Source organism: Candidatus Polarisedimenticolaceae bacterium (assembly GCA_036376135.1).
Lineage (GTDB): Bacteria > Acidobacteriota > Polarisedimenticolia > Polarisedimenticolales > DASRJG01 > DASVAW01.
This window is the reverse complement of the sequence record DASVAW010000153.1, coordinates 19,353-36,803: the sequence shown is the minus strand read 5'-3', so window position 1 is coordinate 36,803 and position 17,451 is coordinate 19,353. Positions and strand designations below refer to the sequence as shown.

General features: G+C 71.8%; 15 protein-coding genes. 10 read left to right on the top strand and 5 right to left on the bottom strand.

The genetic code is table 11. From position 1 onward, the window contains the following. Positions 1 to 22 precede the first annotated feature (22 nt). The 3 genes from VF139_16045 to smc all read left to right on the top strand — a co-directional run bounded on the left by VF139_16045 (position 23) and on the right by smc (position 5,457). On the top strand, positions 23 to 649 hold the full coding sequence (locus VF139_16045) for an outer membrane lipoprotein carrier protein LolA (GenBank protein ID HEX6852909.1): 627 nt from the start codon (positions 23 to 25) through the stop codon (positions 647 to 649). An 81-nt stretch (positions 650 to 730) separates the two neighbouring features. Then, positions 731 to 1,747 carry a polyprenyl synthetase family protein gene (locus VF139_16040; GenBank protein HEX6852908.1) on the top strand — a complete coding sequence of 339 codons (1,017 nt, stop codon included), beginning with the start codon at positions 731 to 733 and terminating at the stop codon, positions 1,745 to 1,747. A 125-nt stretch (positions 1,748 to 1,872) separates the two neighbouring features. Continuing rightward, on the top strand, positions 1,873 to 5,457 hold the full coding sequence (gene smc / locus VF139_16035) for a chromosome segregation protein SMC (GenBank protein ID HEX6852907.1): 3,585 nt from the start codon (positions 1,873 to 1,875) through the stop codon (positions 5,455 to 5,457). A 127-nt stretch (positions 5,458 to 5,584) separates the two neighbouring features. On the opposite strand, the gene VF139_16030 is transcribed toward smc, so the two are convergent. From VF139_16030 to VF139_16015, 4 genes are read right to left on the bottom strand one after another with little or no spacing between them, the layout of a single operon-like run. After that, positions 5,585 to 6,343: an MBL fold metallo-hydrolase gene (locus tag VF139_16030; GenBank protein HEX6852906.1), complete on the bottom strand. Its 759-nt coding sequence runs from the start codon at positions 6,341 to 6,343 to the stop codon at positions 5,585 to 5,587. Next, on the bottom strand, positions 6,340 to 7,071 hold the full coding sequence (gene pyrF, locus VF139_16025; protein HEX6852905.1) for an orotidine-5'-phosphate decarboxylase: 732 nt from the start codon (positions 7,069 to 7,071) through the stop codon (positions 6,340 to 6,342). Before pyrF ends, VF139_16030 begins: the two co-directional genes overlap by 4 nt. Continuing rightward, entirely contained in the window at positions 7,068 to 8,006 is a 939-nt protein-coding gene (locus tag VF139_16020; GenBank protein ID HEX6852904.1) for a dihydroorotate dehydrogenase, read from the bottom strand. Before VF139_16020 ends, pyrF begins: the two co-directional genes overlap by 4 nt. Then, positions 8,000 to 8,809, bottom strand: coding sequence for a dihydroorotate dehydrogenase electron transfer subunit (locus VF139_16015; protein ID HEX6852903.1), 810 nt, complete (start codon positions 8,807 to 8,809; stop codon positions 8,000 to 8,002). The genes VF139_16020 and VF139_16015 overlap by 7 nt, the downstream gene beginning before the upstream one ends. A gap of 123 nt (positions 8,810 to 8,932) precedes the next feature. On the opposite strand from VF139_16015, the gene pyrR reads away from it, so the two are divergent. The 7 genes from pyrR to VF139_15980 all read left to right on the top strand — a co-directional run bounded on the left by pyrR (position 8,933) and on the right by VF139_15980 (position 15,580). After that, entirely contained in the window at positions 8,933 to 9,496 is a 564-nt protein-coding gene (gene pyrR, locus VF139_16010) for a bifunctional pyr operon transcriptional regulator/uracil phosphoribosyltransferase PyrR (GenBank protein HEX6852902.1), read from the top strand. Further along, entirely contained in the window at positions 9,493 to 10,431 is a 939-nt protein-coding gene (locus VF139_16005) for an aspartate carbamoyltransferase catalytic subunit (protein HEX6852901.1), read from the top strand. Before pyrR ends, VF139_16005 begins: the two co-directional genes overlap by 4 nt. After that, positions 10,415 to 11,692: a dihydroorotase gene (locus VF139_16000; GenBank protein HEX6852900.1), complete on the top strand. Its 1,278-nt coding sequence runs from the start codon at positions 10,415 to 10,417 to the stop codon at positions 11,690 to 11,692. Before VF139_16005 ends, VF139_16000 begins: the two co-directional genes overlap by 17 nt. A gap of 10 nt (positions 11,693 to 11,702) precedes the next feature. Beyond that, positions 11,703 to 12,605 carry a diacylglycerol kinase family protein gene (locus VF139_15995; GenBank protein HEX6852899.1) on the top strand — a complete coding sequence of 301 codons (903 nt, stop codon included), beginning with the start codon at positions 11,703 to 11,705 and terminating at the stop codon, positions 12,603 to 12,605. Then, positions 12,602 to 13,507: a phosphoribosylaminoimidazolesuccinocarboxamide synthase gene (locus VF139_15990; GenBank protein HEX6852898.1), complete on the top strand. Its 906-nt coding sequence runs from the start codon at positions 12,602 to 12,604 to the stop codon at positions 13,505 to 13,507. The genes VF139_15995 and VF139_15990 overlap by 4 nt, the downstream gene beginning before the upstream one ends. Positions 13,508 to 13,689: 182 nt before the next feature. After that, positions 13,690 to 14,580 (top strand): M23 family metallopeptidase, encoded by an 891-nt coding sequence (locus tag VF139_15985; GenBank protein HEX6852897.1) that lies wholly within the window; start codon positions 13,690 to 13,692, stop codon positions 14,578 to 14,580. A gap of 28 nt (positions 14,581 to 14,608) precedes the next feature. Then, the gene (locus tag VF139_15980; protein HEX6852896.1) at positions 14,609 to 15,580 is read left to right on the top strand and encodes a sigma-70 family RNA polymerase sigma factor; all 972 of its coding nucleotides are present in this window, start codon (positions 14,609 to 14,611) and stop codon (positions 15,578 to 15,580) included. Here the strand turns inward: VF139_15980 and VF139_15975 are convergent. After that, on the bottom strand, positions 15,555 to 17,423 hold the full coding sequence (locus tag VF139_15975; protein HEX6852895.1) for a tetratricopeptide repeat protein: 1,869 nt from the start codon (positions 17,421 to 17,423) through the stop codon (positions 15,555 to 15,557). The genes VF139_15980 and VF139_15975 overlap by 26 nt on opposite strands. Positions 17,424 to 17,451: the final 28 nt, after the last annotated feature.

Here is a 17,451-nt window from a genome sequence, read left to right as displayed (position 1 = left end):
GTTCCTCCGGTACGATCGACCCATGATCCTACGCACCTTCGCCGCCGCCGTCCTCCTTTCCGCGCCGGTCGCGCCTGCGGCCGAGCCCGTCCCCGCCCTCGCGGCGGTCGAGTCCTGGCTGAAGGCGACCCGGACCCTCGAGGGGCGGTTCGAGCAGACGCTCCTGTCGGGAGCCCTGGGGACCGGGCTCACGGAATCCGGGCGGCTTTGGATCGAGAGGCCCGGTCGCATGCGATGGGACTACGAGCGGCCGGAGCGCAAGGTGGCGCTGGTCAACGGCGAGCACACGGCGCTGTACCTCGAAGCGGAGCAGCAGTGGATCCGGGGCAGGCTCGGGGAGGAGTCGGAGCTGCTTCCGGCGCTGCTGGCCGGAAACAAGCCGATGTCCGAGCTCTTTACCGCGTCCGACGCGGGAGCGGGTCGGCTGCGGTTGCGACCCCGCGAGGCGAACGCGGGGGCCCTCGAGGAGATCCTCCTCGTCTTCCGCCGGGACACCGGGGCGATCGAGGGGGCGGAGATCCTCGACGCCGCGGGGAACCGGACCGCCTACCGGTTCGAGGGATGGAAGCGGAACCGCAAGCTGCCGGACGGCGTTTTCGCCTTCGAGCCCCCTCCCGGGACGGAGTTCGTCGACGCCCAGAATCCTTGACGCACCGCGTTGGAGGGGCCCCGGTGGGGGTGTTAGTATCCTCGCCCGTTTCGGGAGGAGCGTTTGGGCGCGTCGAGCGGCATGCCGCAGCGGGTTGATCCCGCCGTCCAGGAGCCGGCGTATTCGCCGGCGGATATCGCCGCGCTCGTGGCCGACGAGTTGATCCGCGTCGAGGACCTGTTTCGCCTGTCGGTCGCCTCTCCCGTCCGGATCGTCGACGAAATCGGCTCGTTTGTCGCCGACGGAGGAGGCAAGCGGGTCCGCCCGATGCTCCACCTCCTCTGCGCCAAGCTCGTCGGTTATCGGGGTCCCCACGACGTCCTGATGGCGACGGTGCTCGAGTGCATCCACTCGGCCACCCTCATCCACGACGACATCATCGACGAGGCCACGACCCGCCGGGGGCGTCCTTCGGTCAACCATCGCTGGGGGAACAACATCACCGTCCTCTTCGGCGACTACCTCTACGCCAAGGCGATGGAGATGGCCCTGGACGCGGGAAGCCTGCGCATCATGCGCGTCCTCGCCGAGATCACGTTGCGCATGACCGAAGGGGAGATGCTCCAGACGCGCTACGTCGGCCGCCTCGATCTGAGCGTGCAGGAGTACCTCGACCTCGTCGAACGGAAAACCGCCGCGTTGTTCGGCGGGTGCTGCGAGATCGCGGGGATGCTGGGACAGGTGGGGGACGAGCGGGAGCAGGCGCTGCGCCGCTACGGGCTGAAGCTCGGACTCGCGTTCCAGCTGGTGGACGACCTCCTCGATTTCACCGGGGACGCCGCGGTCCTCGGCAAGCCTGCGGCGAGCGACCTGCGCGAGGGGAAGGCCACCCTCGCCGTGATCGACCTCCTTTCGGAAGGGCCGCCCCGGGCGACCGACCTCGCACGCACCGTGGTCGCCGCCGGGAACGGCGGGGCGGTGCGCGAGATCGCGGAGCTGACGGCCCTTCTCCACGAGACCGGAGCGATCGCCCGGGCCCGGGCCCGCGCCCACCGGTATGCCGAGGAGGCGGCGGCGGAGCTCCAGCGCTTCCCCGACGGGCCGGTCCGCCGGGCCCTCCAGGCGGTTCCGGACTTGCTGGTGTTCCGGGACCGCTGATCAGCCCCAACCTTTAGGGGTTTTCCGACTCCGACCCCCCAACATTTAGCGGTCCAGCCTTGGAACGGGGGCGCGGCGGGGTGTATATTCCGCGCGCCCCAGGCCATCACGGAGTGCCCCACGACATGCTCAGGCTCGAAAAGCTGCACATCGCCGGCTTCAAGTCGTTCGGAGACTCGGCGGAGGTGGTGTTCCCCGACGGGATCACCGCCGTGGTCGGGCCGAACGGCTGCGGGAAGTCCAACATCGGCGACGCGATCAACTGGGTTCTCGGAGAGCAGAGCGCCCGGATGCTCCGGGGATCGTCGATGCAGGACGTCATCTTCAACGGGACCGAGGGACGCAAGCCGGTCGGCCTCGCCGAGGTGAGCCTCCACCTCGTCGGCACGACGGGGATCGACGGCGACGACCCCAAGCGCATCGTGGTCACGCGGCGCCTCTATCGCGACGGCGAGAGCGAGTACCTCATGAACGGGCACAAGACCCGCCTGAGGGACATCCAGGACCTGCTCCGCGAGGAGCGGGTCGGCGCCCAGACCTACGCGACGATCGAGCAGGGTCGGATCGAGGCGATCCTCAACGCGAAGCCGAAGGACCGGCGCCTCATCATCGAGGAGGCCGCGGGGATCGCGGGATTCAAGCACAAGCGACGCCTGGCGGAGCTCAAGCTCGACGCCACGCAGGCCAACCTCCTCCGGGTCAACGACATCCTCCTGGAGGTCACGCGCCAGATCAACTCGCTCAAGCGCCAGGCCGCGAAGGCCCGCCGTTACTCGCGGCTGCGCGACGAGCTGCGCCAGAAGGAGGCGGTGCGTTTCGCGCTGCGGGCGCGGGCCCTCGACGCCGACCTGCTGCGGCTCCGCGAGCGCGAGGGGCAGGCGCGCGAGGAGGAGGCGGCGGCGAGCGCGCGGCTCGCGGCGATCGAGGCGTCCCTCGTCGAGGAGCGGCTCGCGCTCGAGGATGCCGAGCGGCGCGCCCGCGCGGCGGGGGAGGCGCTGCACCTTCTGGACATCGAGATCGACCGCAAGGAGTCGCGCGCCCGTGCGTGCCGCGAGCGGATCGTCGTCTCCGAGGAGGCGGATCGCCGTCTTTCGGGGGAGCTCGAGGCGATGCACGCCAGGCGTTCCGAGCTCGCCGCCGAACGCGGCTCGCTCGAAGCGGCGGCCGGTCGCGCCGACGAGGAGCTGCGCTCCGCCGAAGCGCGCCTGGACGCCCTGCAGCGCGAGGCGGCCGAGGCCGAGCGCGCCGTGATCGAACGGAGGGCCGAGGTGGAGACGCTGCGCCGGCGCCTTTTCGAGGCGACGGGCCACCTGTCCGACCAGAGGAATCGCCGGCGCTCGATCGAGGAGGCGCTCGAGCGGGCGCGCCATCACGCGGCGCGCCTGACCGCGGAGCGCGAGGCCGCCGCGGGCGAGCTCGCCTCGCGCGGCTCGGAAGCCGAGGTGCTCGGCCGCCAGGCCGAAGAACACCACCGCAGCGTCGAGGAGCTGCAGCAGGCGCTCGCGGCGTCGGAGACGTCGCTCCGGGACGTCCGCGCGACGCTGCGCGAGGATTCCGAGTCCCTCGCGACGGCGCGGCAGCACGAGAAATCGCACGGCGCGCGGCTGCGCACCCTCGAGGACGTGGCGACCCGGTTCGCCGGCGTCTCGGACGGCGTCCGTATGGTGCTCACGCGCGGGGCGGAGGCGGGCGTCCGCACGCTCGGCGTCGTGGCGGACTTCGTCGAAGCGGTCCCCGAGTTCGAGACCGCCGCCGAGGCCTACCTCCAGGGGCTCCTGCCGGCCGTGGTCGTCGGCGACGACGGCGACGCCGAGCGCGCCGCGCGCCTGGTGCGGGACGCCGGCGCGGGGCGCACCCTCCTGCTGAGCTCGATCCAGCCCGCGGGATCGCTGGCGGTCGGCGTTCCGGCCAACGGACACGCCCCGCTTCCCGATCACCTGCTCGGAGACCCCCGGATCGTCGGTCGCCTCAAGGACCGGATCACCATCAAGTCCGGGGACGGGTTCGTCCGGGAGCGCATCGGCGACGCCGTGCTCGTGGACAGCCTCGAGGCGGCGCTCGACCTCCACCGCCGGCATCCCCAGGCCGACTACCTGACGCCCACCGGTGAGGTCGTCTACGCCTCGGGGCTCGTCGCGGCGGGGGGCGCGGCGGGCGCGCAGGAGGGCCTTCTCGCGCACAACCGCAAGATCCACGAGGAGCGCCACGCCCTCGAGGAAGCGGCCGTGCTCGCGGCGAGCCTCCAGGAGCGGGTGGACGCCTCCCGCGCCGAGGAGCACCGGCTCGACGTCGAGGTCGCCAGGCGCCGCGCGGAGCTCGAGGTGGCTCAGCGCGTCCGCTCCGATCTCGACCTCAAGGTCCAGCGCACGGAGGACGATCGCGCCCGGGCGCTTCGGCGGGTGCAGGTCCTCGCCGAGGAGATCGAGAACCTCGAGGCCGACGGAAGGCGGATGGAGACCGAGCGGAACGCCGCCGACGAGGCGGTGGCGGCCGCCGAGGGAGCGTTCGCCGGGTTCGAAGCGACCCTCGCCGCCGAGGTCGACACCCTCGACCGGCTGCTCGAGGCGTTGCGCGCCGCGGGGGAGAGCGCGGCCGCGGTGCGCGCCGACGTCGGCGCGAGACGGCAGCGCCAGGCCGACGCCCGCAGGGAGCTCGAGCGCCTCTCGGGGGCGATCGGCGACGTCGAGGCGCGGATCGCGCAGGCGGAGTCCGAGCGGGAAGGGGCGAACCGCCGCCGCGACGAGGCGCAGGAGACCCTTCGGACGACCGAGCTCGAGCTCGGCGAGGACGTCGAGCGTCGGCAGGCGAACGCGCGCGCGCTTTCGGCCCTCGAGGCCGAAAACGACGCCGCGCGCGCCGCGTTGCAGGAGAAGGACGGGGCGGTGCGGGAGGCGCGCGCCGACCTCGACGCGTGCCGCGACGCCGCCCGGGACGCGGAGCTGGCGCGGGCGCGCTCGGAGTCCGACCGCGGCCACCTCGACGATCTCTGCGCGCAGGAGCTCGGCGTCGTGGCTTCGGAGGCGGCGGGACTCGCCGGCGAGGCGATGGCCGAGCTCGAGGCGCTCGAGCCCGGCGCCCTCGAGGAAGCGATCGCGCAGCTCAAGGAGCGGATCGACCAGATCGGGCCGGTCAACCTGATGGCGATCGACGAGTTCCAGGGGCTCGAGGAGCGCTTCACCTTCCTCACGAGCCAGAAGAAGGACCTCGAGGATTCGATCGAGTCGCTCAAGGAGTCGATCCGCCGCATCAATCGCCAGTCGCGCGAGAAGTTCCTCGAGGTCTTCGAGGCGGTCCGCACCTCCTATCAGGAGATCTTCCGCGTGTTGTTCAACGGCGGTCGGGCCGATCTCGTCCTCGAGGAGAGCGAGGACGTCCTCGAGGCCGGCATCGAGATGATCGCGCAGCCCCCCGGCAAGAAACTCGGCTCGGTGATGCTGATGTCCGGCGGCGAGAAGTCGATGTCGGCGTTGGCGCTGCTCTTCGCGATCTTCCGCATCCAGCCGTCGCCGTTCTGCCTCCTCGACGAGGTGGACGCCGCGCTCGACGAGCTGAACGTGACGCGCTTCACGCGGATGCTGAAGGAGTACGCGGAGCACACGCAGTTCATCCTGATCACCCACAACAAGCGATCGATGGAGGCCGCGAACCTCCTCTACGGCGTGACGATGGAGGAGCCCGGCGTCTCGCGCCTCGTGTCGATGCGCGTCTGAGAATGGGGACAGGCACCTATTTCAGAGGGGGACAGTCACCCCATTTTCCACGAACCCGTAACGTGCGCTTCGGATTCGGGGAAATAGGGTGACTGTCCCCCTCTGAAATAGGTGCCTGTCCCCATTTTCAGACTTCGAGCACAAGTCCATCGCGCGCGACGCGGATCCCGGGAGGAAGGCCGGCCTCGACCTCCGCATGCCCGACGTCGTGGCTCAGGTGGGTGAACCACGTCGCCTTCGCGCCGACGCGCTTCGCGATTGCGGTCGACTGCTCGAAGGTGAGGTGCGTCGGGTGCGGCCGGCGGCGAAGCGCGCTCAGCACGAGCACGTCGAGGCCTTCGAGCAACGGGTACGACGATTCCGGGATGCCGCTGACGTCGGTGAGATACGCGAACCCGCCCAGGCGCCACCCGGTGACCGGAAGGCGGCCGTGCATCGCGGGCACGGGCACGACCTCGCGGCCGAGGAGATCGAACGGCCGCTCGACCTCCTGCAGGGTGAGCCCGGGCTTGCCTCCGCCGGCTTCGACCTCCTCGAAGACGTACCAGAAGGTCCGGCGGAGCATCCCGAGCGTCGTCGCCGAGCCGTAGGCCGGGATCGGGCCGCCGCGTTTCCAGTTGTACATGCGAAGGTCGTCGAGACCCATGATGTGGTCGGCGTGGGCATGGGTGTACAGGATCGCGTCCACGCGCTCGATCCGGTACGTCAGCGCCTGCTCGCGCAGGTCGGTGCCCGTGTCGATCAGGACGGATGCGGCGTCCCATTCGAGCAGGACGGACGGCCGGAGGCGTCGGTCGCGCGGATCGGTCGAGGTGCACACCGCGCAGGTACAGGTCGGGACCGGGACTCCCGTGGAGGTGCCGGTTCCGAGGAAGGTCGCCCTCACGCGGGGCCCGTCGCCTCGATGTCCGCCGCGATCGCATCGGCGGCCGCGGCGGGGTCGGCCGCGCCGGTGATCGGCCGCCCGACGACGATCCGGTCGGCGCCCCACGCCACGGCCTCGCCGGGAGCGGCGATCCGCGCCTGATCGTCGGCGGGGCGCGCGCCGGAGGTCGCGGGGCGGATTCCCGGTACGACGAGCGTGGCCGAGGGGAAGATCGCGCGCGCTCGGACGATCTCGAGCGGGGAGCACACGAGCCCTCCCGCACGCGCCTCGCGCGCGACCGCGGCGAGACGCTCCACCGCCGGAAGGCACGGGCCGGCGACGCCCACGGACGCGAGACTGAGGTCGTCGTGGCTCGTGAGCACGGTCACCGCGAGCACGCACGGGGCCGGATGCCCGGCCGATTCGGCGCCCTCCGCGGAGGCTTCGACGGCGCGCCGGATCATCGACGCGGCGCCGAGCGCGTGGACCGTGAGGAACGCCACGCCCAGCCGCCCCGCCGCCGCCGCCGCCCCGGCGACGGTGTTCGGAATGTCGTGGAGTTTCAGGTCGAGGAAGACCGGCAGCCCGATCGCGCGGATCTCCTCGACGAGCGCCGGACCGTTCGCGACGAACGCCTCGAGGCCCACCTTGAAGCCCCCGACACGCCCGGTCAACGCGCGTGCGAGCGCCCTCGCGCGGGCCGGGTCCGGCGTGTCGATCGCGACGAAGATCCGCTCGCGGGCCTTCATCGCTTCCCCGGATGCGCCTCGCGGCGCAACGTGCCGACGAGCTCCCGGACCGTCGCGACGCCGTGCGACGCGAGCCAGTGCTCGAGCCCCTCGGCGACCTCGACCGCGGCGGCGGGCCTGACGAAGTTGGCCGTGCCGACCTGGACCGCGGTCGCACCCGCGAGGATGAACTCCAGCGCGTCGCGGGCGGTGAGGATGCCGCCCATGCCGACGATCGGGATCCGCACCGCCTGGCGCACCTGCCAGGTCATCCACACGGCGAGCGGCCGGATCGCGGGCCCCGAGAGCCCTCCGCTCGCGTTCGCGAGGACCGGGCGGCGCTTCTCGACGTCCACGACCATCCCGACGAAGGTGTTCACGAGCGACAGGGCGTCCGCTCCCTCCGACTCCGCCGCGCGCGCCGTGTCGCGGATGTCGCCGACGTTGGGGGAGAGCTTCACCCAGAGCGGGAGCTTCGTCGCCTTGCGGACGGTACGGGTGACCTTCGCGAGCGCGGCGGGGTCGTTCCCGAAGATCATCCCGCCGGCTTCGACGTTGGGGCACGAGACGTTGAGCTCGATCGCGTGCACGCCCGGCGCGTCGTCGAGCTTGCGGCAGACCTCGACGTATTCGGCTTCGGTCTCGCCGAAGACATTCGCGACGACCACGGTGTCGTGCTCGCGCAGCCTGGGAAGCTTCTCGGCGAGGAAGGCGTCGACGCCGACGTTCTGGAGGCCGATCGCGTTGAGCATCCCCGACGGGGTCTCGACGATCCGCTCCGGGGGATTGCCGGTGCGGGGCCTGGGCGAAAGGCCCTTCGTGACGAGGCCGCCCAGGCGCGCGAGGTCGAGGTAGGGAAGGAACTCGAGGCCGTAGCCGAACGTCCCCGACGCGGTCAGCACGGGGTTGCGCAGGCGGACCGCCCCGACCTCGACGGAAAGATCGGGGGTCACCATGCGAGCCTCGACGCCGGCATGACCGGTCCCTCCACGCAGCATCGGTCGTACCGCACCCCGCCTCCGCCGTCGTGGCACGGGACGACGCAACCGAGGCACACGCCGAAGCCGCACGCCATCGGGGCCTCGAGCGCGAGATCGCAGGGGACGTTCGCCGCGATCGCGATCTTCGCGACCGCCTTGAGCATCGGCGTGGGGCCGCACGCGTAGAGGTGCGGCCGCGGGCCTTCCTCGGCGAGCAGTTCCTCGAGCGCCGCCGTGACGAGCCCCTTCCGGCCCAGGCTCCCGTCGTCGGTCGCGACGACGGTCCGCGCGCAGTGCCCCTCGAACCAGTCGAGGAGCGGAAGGTCTCCTTTCGAGCGGGCGCCGTAAAGGAGCACCGGCCTGCGACCCGCCGCCGCGAGCCGCGTCGCGAAGCAGGGGAAGGCGGCGGAGCCGATCCCGCCCGCCACGAACACGGGGGTCGCGCCGGCGTCGGCGGGGGGCTCGAATCCGTTCCCGAGCGGGCCGAGCACCTGGAGGTGTGCGCCGGGCTTGAGCTGCGCCATCAGTCCCGTCGCGCGCCCGTAGACGCGGTAGAGGACCTGGACCGCGTCGCCGCCGGCGCCGACGAAGGTCCCCGGCAGGCCGCACACGCTGAATGGCCGGCGGAGCAGCACCTCGGTCCCGGGGATCCCGATCATGAAGAACTGGCCCGGACGCATCCCGGTGCGGATCTCCTCGGGCGCGTCGAACTCGATCAGGAAATTGCCGTGGCCGAGGTCCACGTTGCGTCGGACGGGGGCGTCGAAATCGAGGGGCATCGGTTCCTTCCGAGTGGCCGAGGAGGGTAGACCACCGGGTTGACGGCGGTCAATCGGCGCTGCTGCTATGCTCCGCGAGGTTTCCTTGAAGCGTGGCCCCGTGAGGCCGCAAGGAGGCACCGGATGAACGTCCCGCCCGACCGCGTCGTCCTGCTCGACGCGACCGCATTCGACCGAACCCTCAGCCGCATCGCGCACGAGATCCTCGAGCGCAACAAGACCCTCGCGGGGCTCGGCCTCGTCGGGGTCCAGACCCGCGGCGTGCCGATCGCGCGCCGCCTCGCCGGAAAACTCGCCGGGCTCGAAGGCGGCTCCCCGCCGCCGGTCGGCGTGCTGGACATCAACCTCTACCGCGACGACCTCGAACGCATCGGGTATCACCCGGTGATCGGCCGCACGGAGATCCCCTTCGATCTCGACGGAAAGGTCGTCGTGCTCGTGGACGACGTGCTCTACACCGGACGCACGGTCCGGGCCGCGCTCGACGGGATCATGGATCTCGGGCGCCCGAGCTGGATCCAGCTCGCCGTCCTCGTCGACCGCGGCCACCGGGAGCTCCCGATCAAGGCCGATTTCGTCGGCAAGAACGTCCCGACCTCCCGGACGGAGGACGTGAAGGTGCGGCTGCGGGAGGTCGACGGTGCGGACGAGGTCGTGCTCGTGCGCGGGGGCGAGGTGAAGGCATGAGGCTCAAGGGGCGCCACCTGCTGGGGATCGAACCGCTCGACGCGGAGGAGATCGCCCTCGTCCTCGACACCGCCGAGGGGTTCGCCGCGGTCTCCGAGCGCGAGATCAAGAAGGTCCCCACCCTTCGCGGGAAGACGGTCGTCAACTTCTTCGTCGAGCCCTCGACCCGGACGCGGTCGTCGTTCGAGCTGGCCGAGAAACGCCTGAGCGCCGACTCGCTGAACTTCTCCACGTCGACGTCGAGCCTCGTGAAGGGCGAGACGCTGCTCGACACCGCCCGGAACCTCGAGGCGATGCAGCCCGACTTCATCGTGATGCGGCACTCGGAAGCGGGGGCGCCGCACTTCCTGGCAGGGCATTGCCGGGCCTCGATCGTCAACGCCGGGGACGGCGCCCACGAGCACCCCACGCAGGCGCTGCTCGACGCCTTCACGATCCGCAAGCACAAGGGGAGGCTCGCCGGGCTCCGCATCGCGATCATCGGCGACATCCTGCACAGCCGCGTCGCGCGCTCGAACGCCAATCTGCTTCGGAAGGTCGGCGCGGACGTCGTGTTGTGCGGGCCGCCGACGCTGATGCCGCGCGACGCCTCGACCTTCGGCTGCGAGGTGACCCACCGCATGGACGCGGCGGTGGAAGGGGCCGACGTCGTGATGATGCTCCGGATCCAGCTGGAGCGGATGCAGAGCGGGTTCTTCCCGACGCTCCGCGAGTACGCGGCGCTGTACGGGCTCGACGCGACGCGACTCAAGCGCGCGAAGCCGGACGCGATCGTCATGCACCCGGGGCCGATCAACCGCGGCGTCGAGATCATGGGCGACGTCGCCGACGGCGCCGCCTCGGTGATCCTCGACCAGGTGACGAACGGGGTGGCCGTGCGGATGGCGGTCCTGTACCTGCTGGCCGGAGGAGGCGGAAGTGAAGCTGCTGCTTAGGAACGGACGCGTGGTCGATCCCGCGTCGGGGCACGACGGCGTCGCCGACGTCCTGATCGAGGACGGCCGCATCGCGAAGGTGGGCGGGGCCATTCCCGATTCCGGGGCCACCGTCCACGACCTCGAGGGACTCGTCGTCTGCCCCGGTTTTCTCGACATGCACGTGCACCTGCGCGAGCCCGGCCAGGAGTGGAAGGAGACGGTCGAGAGCGGGACGCGCGCCGCGGCGGCCGGCGGCTTCACCGGCGTGGCGTGCATGCCCAACACCGAGCCCCCCAACGACTCGCGGGCGGTGACCGAGCTGATCCTCGCGCAGGCGCGCGACCACGGCGTGGTTCCGGTCTACCCGATCGGCTGCGTGACCAAGGGGCAGAAGGGGCTCGAGCTCGCCGAGATGGGGGACATGGCCGCGGCGGGCGCCCGCGGGTTCTCCGACGACGGCAAGCCGGTCGTGTCGAGCCAGCTGATGCGCAAGGCGCTCGAATACGCGCAGATCTTCGACCTTCCGGTGATCGACCACTGCGAGGATCCGTCGCTCGTGGCGGGCGGTCAGGTGCACGAAGGCGAGGTCTCCACGCGGCTGGGGCTGCGCGGCTGGCCGGGCGTCGCCGAGGACGTCATGGTGCAGCGCGACATCCTCCTGGCCGAATACACCGGCGGCCACGTGCACATCGCCCACATGTCGACGGCGAAGTCGGCTGCGTTCGTCCGCCGCGGCAAGGCCGAAGGGGTCCGCGTGACCTGCGAGGTCACCCCGCACCATCTCGTGCTCACCCACGAGGCGGTCCTCGAATACGACACCAACGCGAAGATGAACCCGCCGCTGCGCGCGCCGCGCGACCGCGAAGGGCTGCTCGAGGCGATCGCCGACGGCACGGTGGACGCGATCGCGACCGACCACGCCCCGCATCACCACGACGAGAAGTGCGTGGAGTTCTCCCACGCCCCCTTCGGGATCGTGGGGCTCGAGACCGCGGTCTCGATCGGCCTCGACCGCCTGGTGCACGCCGGCGTGATCCCGCTGCGGCGTTTCGTCGAGTTGTTCACGACCGGCCCCGCCCGGGTCCTGCGCCTGGACCGCGGGACGCTCGCGAAGGGGGCGCCGGCCGACCTCACGATCCTCGACCTCGGGCGGACGGTCACGATCGATCCCAAGGACTTCCGCTCGAAGAGCGCCAACACCCCCTTCGCGTCGTGGACGCTGAAGGGAGCGCCGGTGATGACGATCGTCGCCGGTCGCGTCCTCCACGACGCCCGCTGAGGGAACGCGCGTGCCGGGATTCCGCGGCCGGCGCGTGCTCGTGATCGCCAACCCCGCGGCGGGGCTCAGGCGCGGCCGCGACGCGGGAGGCGACGCCGCCCGGGGCGCCGGGCGGGCGGGCGGACGGTGCGAGCTGGTTCGCACGGGAGCGCCCGGGGACGCGCGCGTGATGGCGGCGCGCGCGGCGGCGGAAGGATTCGACCTCGTGATCGCCGCCGGGGGCGACGGAACGGCGCACGAGGCCGCGAACGGGCTCGCGGGAACCGCCACGGCGCTGGGGGTGGCGCCGGCCGGGACGATGAACCTGCTCGCGCGCGTGCTGGGACTGCCCATCGACGCGGCGGCGGCGGCGGAGTGGACGGTAGGCTCCGGGACGACCCGCGAGGTCGTTCCCGGGGATGCGGAGGGCCGCTTGTTCTTGCTCATGGCGGGAGCGGGATTCGATGCGTGGGTCCTGCGCGAGCTGCTCGGGCGGGTGCGCGGGAAGATCCGCTTCCGCGATTACGCGACGGGGGCGGTCCGCGGCCTGTTGGGTTTCCCGTTCCCTCGCCTCGCGGTCGCGGCCGACGGCGCGGCCCTCCCGGCGCACTCCGTCGTCGTCGGGCGCGCCCCGCTGTACGGGGGATTCCTGCGCCCGACTCCCGGCGCGGAGCTCGGGTCGGCGCGTTTCCAGGTCTGCGGGCTCGACGGCGGCGCGGTCGGGCTCGCGCGCTCTCTGGCGGCCATGTGGAGCGGCTCGCACGGCGACCTTCCGGGCGCGCGGCTGAGGTTCGCGTCGCACGTCGCCATCGCGGCCGAGCGCGACGACCTCCCGTACCAGCTCGACGGCGAGCTGGCCGGGACGCTCCCGATCCATCTCACCCTGTCCGATCGACGCCTCCTCCTCGCGGGAGGCGGCCGGAGTCCAAGATGAGCGCGATCCCCTCGACCGTCTACCGGACCGAGCTTCCCGGCATTCCGCTCGTCGGGCGGGGGAAGGTCCGCGACATCTTCGATCTTGGCGACCGGCTGCTGTTCGTGGCGAGCGACCGGTTGTCGGCCTTCGACGTGGTCTTCCCGACGCCGATCCCGGACAAGGGCAAGGTGCTCAACCAGCTCTCGGCTTTCTGGTTCGAGCGTTTCGCGTCCTGGATGCCGAACCACGTGGTCGAGACGGACGTGTCGCGATTCCCGGAAGCGCTGCTCCCGTTCGCGGGGCTGCTGGCCGGTCGCTCGATGGTCGTGCGCAAGCTGAGGATGCTCCCGGTGGAGTGCGTGGCGCGCGGGTACCTCGCCGGGTCGGGGTGGAAGGAGTACCGGGAGCACGGAACCGTCTGCGGCATCCCTCTCCCCCCAGGACTCCGCGAGGCGGACCGGCTCCCCGAGCCGATCTTCACCCCGGCGACGAAGGCGGAGACGGGGCACGACGTCAACATCCCCTATGCCGATGTCGTGGCGCTGCTCGGGGAAGCCCTGGCGTCCCGCATTCGCGACGCGACCCTGCGCGTGTACGGAGAGGCCGCCGCCCACGCCCGGGAGCGGGGAGTGATCATCGCCGACACGAAGTTCGAGTTCGGCCTCGACGGCGACCGGCTCGTCCTCGCCGACGAGGTGCTGACCCCGGACTCCTCCAGGTATTGGCCGGTGGCGGGGTACGCTCCGGGTGGTTCGCCCCCATCGCTCGACAAGCAGTTCATTCGTGACTGGCTCGAGTCGATCGGCTGGGCGAAGACCCCTCCGGCCCCACCGCTCCCCCTGGAGATCGTGGAGGGGGCGACCCGTCGATACCGCGAGATCTTCCGCATCCTCGCGGCGAAGGAGCTCGACGAAAGTTGACGGTTCCGACGACGAAAATCGTCAACGGAGTGACGAAAGGGGTGCGATTTGGGTCAAAACCCCGCGTTAAGGCAGGGCACGGAACGTGCAGCGGACTTGAGCGCGGAGATTTGACCGGACCGGGGGCGCGTGTTAGGTTTTCCGGCCTTTTCGGCCGCAGGCACGGACGCGGGAGGAGATCGATGTCCCGGAAGTTCTACACGATCTTCATCTTGCCCAATGCCCAGGCACGCTTCCGAAAACTCCACGTCTCGCGCAACTTCCTCGTGACCGTCGCCGCCATCGCCGCGTTCGTCGTCGGGCTGAGCGTCCTCTCGCCGCATCTGCTCCTCCGAGCTCGCGCTCAAGGGGAGCGCCTGGCGCTCCTTCAGGCCGAAAACACCAAGCTCCGGCAGGACAACGAGCGTTTCGAGGCTTCGCTCGCGCGGATCGGCGACCAGGTGAGCGCGATCGAGTCGGCCGCCGGCCGGATCGCGAAGGTCGTCGGCATCGACCAGCTCCCGTTCACCCGCCCCACGGGCGGCTCGAACTCGACGCTCCCGCCGGACGCCACCGAGCGCGCGATGCTCGAGGAGGAGCTCGACGCGCTCCGCCAGCGCACGGCCTCGCTCGACGAGTCGATCTCCGAGATCCACGCGGCCGTCGAAGCGCGGCTGCGCCAGCTCGCGTCCACTCCGAGCATCCGCCCCGTCGAAGGCTGGTTCTCCGACTCCTACGGCTGGCGGAACGACCCCTTCGACGGCAGCCGCGAGTTCCACCGCGGCCTGGACATCGTGGCGGCGTCGGGAACCCCCGTGCGGGCCGCAGCCGACGGTCTCGTCACCGTCGCCGGACGCCAGGCGGGGTACGGGAAAGTGGTGCACCTGTCGCACGGCTCCGGCCTCTCGACGCGTTACGGACACCTCAGCGAGGTGCTCGTCCGGCCCGGCCAGAGGGTGAAGCAGGGGGACGTCGTCGGTCGGGTCGGCTCCACCGGGCGCTCGACCGGCCCCCACCTGCACTACGAGGTGCTCCGGGCGGGTCGCCAGGTGAACCCGCGCAAGTACCTCGACGTCCCCGCCTTCGGAGGCTGATCCCGGTCTTCGTGTACCCTGCCTGGCCATGAACCCGGACGAGCCGGTCCTCGACCCCGAGGTCCTCGCCGATCCCGTCGACGAGCCGGAACCCGAGGACGACCCACGCCGCGACCTGCCGGTCCCCACGGGCGAACGCGCGCTCGTCCCTTCCGACCCCTTTCGCAGATACCTCGCCGAGATCCGCAAGTACCCACCGCTGACCCGCGAGGAGGAGCAGGCCCTCGCGCGTCGGTACCGCGAAACGGGGGATCGCGAGGCGCTGCTGCGCCTGGTGACCGCGAACCTGATGCTGGTCGTGCGCGTCGCCCTGTCCTTCCGCCGCGCGGCCCGGAACCTACTCGACCTCGTGCAGGAGGGAAACGTCGGCCTGCTCCAGGCGATCGAGCGGTTCGACCCCGACGTGGGCGTCCGCCTTCCCACCTACGCCGCGTGGTGGGTCCGCGCGTACATCATCAAGTTCCTTCTCGACAACGTGCGCCTCGTCCGGGTGGGCACGACGAACGCCCGCCGCAAGCTCCTCTACAACCTTCGCCGGGAACGCGCGCGGCTCGAGGCGGAAGGATTCGAGGTCGGACCGAAGATGCTCGCCGAGCACTTCGGCGTCTCGGAGGAGGACGTCCAGGACGTGCAGCGCGCCCTCGCGGGAGGGGACGTCTCCCTCGACGCACCGCTCGGGGACGACGAGGACCGCACGCGCGGCGAACTGCTTCCGTCCGCGGCACCCTCCGCGGAGGAGGAGGTCGCCCGGCGCGATCTCCAGGAGCGCGTGCAGGCGTCGATCGCGCGGTTCCGGGAGGGGCTCGGGGATCGCGACCGCGCGTTGCTCGACGAACGCCTCCTCGCCGAGGAACCGGTGACGCTCCAGGAGATCGGGGACCGGTTCGGCACGACCCGCGAGGCGGTCCGTCAGGCCGAGACGCGGCTCATGGCTCGGCTGCGCACCCATCTGACCGGGGAGATCGGCGATCTCGCTAGCGTGAAGGTCGGACCCCGCTGATCGGTTCGGACCCTTCCAGATTCCGTTTCGCCGGCTCGTACTGCGGGTTCAGTGCGAGGGCGCGCTCGAAGGCCGCGCGTGCCTCGGACTCGCGGCCGAGCCCGCGCATCGCGATCCCGAAACCGTTCCACGCGGGAAGGAAGAACGGATTCGAGGCGAGCGCGCGACGGTAGGCCGTTTCGGCCCGAGGCCAGTCCCGCGCCTGGAGCGCCACCCGGCCGAGCGCGACGTGCGCACGCCACTCGTTCGCGAGCTCCGGCCGTCGGGTCAGCTCCTCGAGGCGCACCGTGGCCGCGGCGTCACCCAGAGCGCTCGCGCTTGCCGCCGCCTCGAGGGCGAGCCACGGATCGCTCGCGCGCAGGGGCGCCGAGCCCGGACGGACCCGCCCGACGAGCCTTGCCCCCCATCGCAGCAGAATCGCGTCCGACGCATCGAGCAACGTCCCGGCCGGCTCGATCCCCGAAGGGGACGCGCCGCGGTCGAGCAGCGCGCCGATCGCCCCCGCGGCGATCGCCCGGATCGAGACCGATTCTCCCGGGTCTCCGGCGATCCGGGCCATCGCGGCGATCGCCTCCGGATCGCCGCGCTCCGCCGCCGCCGTCGCCTCCGCGATCGCGGTTCGACGGCGCGCCGCGGCGGATCTCAGGGCGCGCGCGTTCCACGCCGCCGCGATCGTGGACGCGCCCGTCCCTCCCGCGTGACAGGCGGCGCATGCCGCGGGGACCGTTCCGGCCGGCGCCGTCGGCGGCGCGAGGGAATGGTCCCTCGATCGCTCGCGCGCCGGGCCGGTCACGATCGGGGCGAGGTGGCAGGCGAAGCAGCGGGAGCCCGGCGACCCTTCGGCGTGAAGGGTGTGGTCGGAGGTCTTCGCGACGATCGCCCCGTGGCAGGGGGCGCAGACCGCGTCCCCGAGCCGCGCGTCCGACGCGACCGGAGTGAGCCCGCCGCCGTGAGAGTCGTGGCAGGCTGCGCAGGTCAAGCCGCCCTTGCGCGCGCACCCGCTCTGCTCGAACGCCGCCGCCTGTTGCCCGAAGGTCGCGGGGCGGAAGTCCGCGAAGGTCGCCTGGCGATGCTCGAAGTCGGCGGGCACTCGCGGGAGCGGATCGCCGAACGTCGCGAGCGGGGCGCCGTAACGGTGCGCCGGCTCCGCGCCGAACGGCGAGGCGAGCACTTCGCGAAGCGCGTGGCAGCCGTCGCACGAGCGTCGCGGATCGTGCGGCGGCGGCACGGGCTTCCCGCCGCCCCCGCGCGCCGCGTCCACGTGGGGACCGGCGGGGCCGTGGCAGGCCTCGCACCCGACGCCCGCTTCCACCCAGGTCGAACGCGGTATCGCCGCCTCGACGCTCGAGGATCCGTTCGCGATGCGGTGGCCGGTCGCATGACACCCGTAGCAGATCAGGTCGGCGTTCCGGCCGAATCGGCTCCAGTGGTCGAGCGAATCGGCGGGTGCCGGGCGCCCGGTCCCCTCGCGATACGGCTGGAAGGGCTCCTTGCGCGCGACATCCCACGACCACGGAAACACCTGGAGGCGACCGTCGTCGAGTCGAACCCAGAGATCCTCCCGCCGGCGTCCGCCCGCGACGTAGGCGGCTCGCCCCAGGAGAGGGCCGCCGTTCGCCCCCGGTCCGATCACCGTCCCGTCGGAGGCGACGGAGGCGCCTTCGCCGAGCGCGGCGCCCGCGAGTTTCGGGACGACGTCCCCCCCGACGGGGCGAAGGGCGGCGGCGTGGGGGCTCACGGCCCAGCGTCGATGCTCCTCGGCGTGGCAGTCGAGGCACGCGGCCGAGCCGACGAAGCGGCCGGTGGCGGTTCCGACCGGGGCGGCGGCGGGGTCCTTGGGCAAGTGGGGGGGCTCCGCCGGGCGATTCCGA

Excerpts from the sequence above, each read along its gene's own strand:
- VF139_16005 (HEX6852901.1), top strand. The coding sequence starts at position 9,493 with ATGAGGCTCAAGGGGCGCCACCTGCTGGGGATCGAACCGCTCGACGCG.
- VF139_16020 (HEX6852904.1), bottom strand. The coding sequence starts at position 8,006 with ATGGTGACCCCCGATCTTTCCGTCGAGGTCGGGGCGGTCCGCCTGCGC.
- VF139_16015 (HEX6852903.1), bottom strand. The coding sequence starts at position 8,809 with ATGCCCCTCGATTTCGACGCCCCCGTCCGACGCAACGTGGACCTCGGC.
- VF139_16045 (HEX6852909.1), top strand. The coding sequence starts at position 23 with ATGATCCTACGCACCTTCGCCGCCGCCGTCCTCCTTTCCGCGCCGGTC.
- VF139_15980 (HEX6852896.1), top strand. The coding sequence starts at position 14,609 with ATGAACCCGGACGAGCCGGTCCTCGACCCCGAGGTCCTCGCCGATCCC.
- VF139_15990 (HEX6852898.1), top strand. The coding sequence starts at position 12,602 with ATGAGCGCGATCCCCTCGACCGTCTACCGGACCGAGCTTCCCGGCATT.
- VF139_15985 (HEX6852897.1), top strand. The coding sequence starts at position 13,690 with ATGTCCCGGAAGTTCTACACGATCTTCATCTTGCCCAATGCCCAGGCA.
- pyrR (HEX6852902.1), top strand. The coding sequence starts at position 8,933 with ATGAACGTCCCGCCCGACCGCGTCGTCCTGCTCGACGCGACCGCATTC.
- VF139_16040 (HEX6852908.1), top strand. The coding sequence starts at position 731 with ATGCCGCAGCGGGTTGATCCCGCCGTCCAGGAGCCGGCGTATTCGCCG.
- smc (HEX6852907.1), top strand. The coding sequence starts at position 1,873 with ATGCTCAGGCTCGAAAAGCTGCACATCGCCGGCTTCAAGTCGTTCGGA.
- pyrF (HEX6852905.1), bottom strand. The coding sequence starts at position 7,071 with ATGAAGGCCCGCGAGCGGATCTTCGTCGCGATCGACACGCCGGACCCG.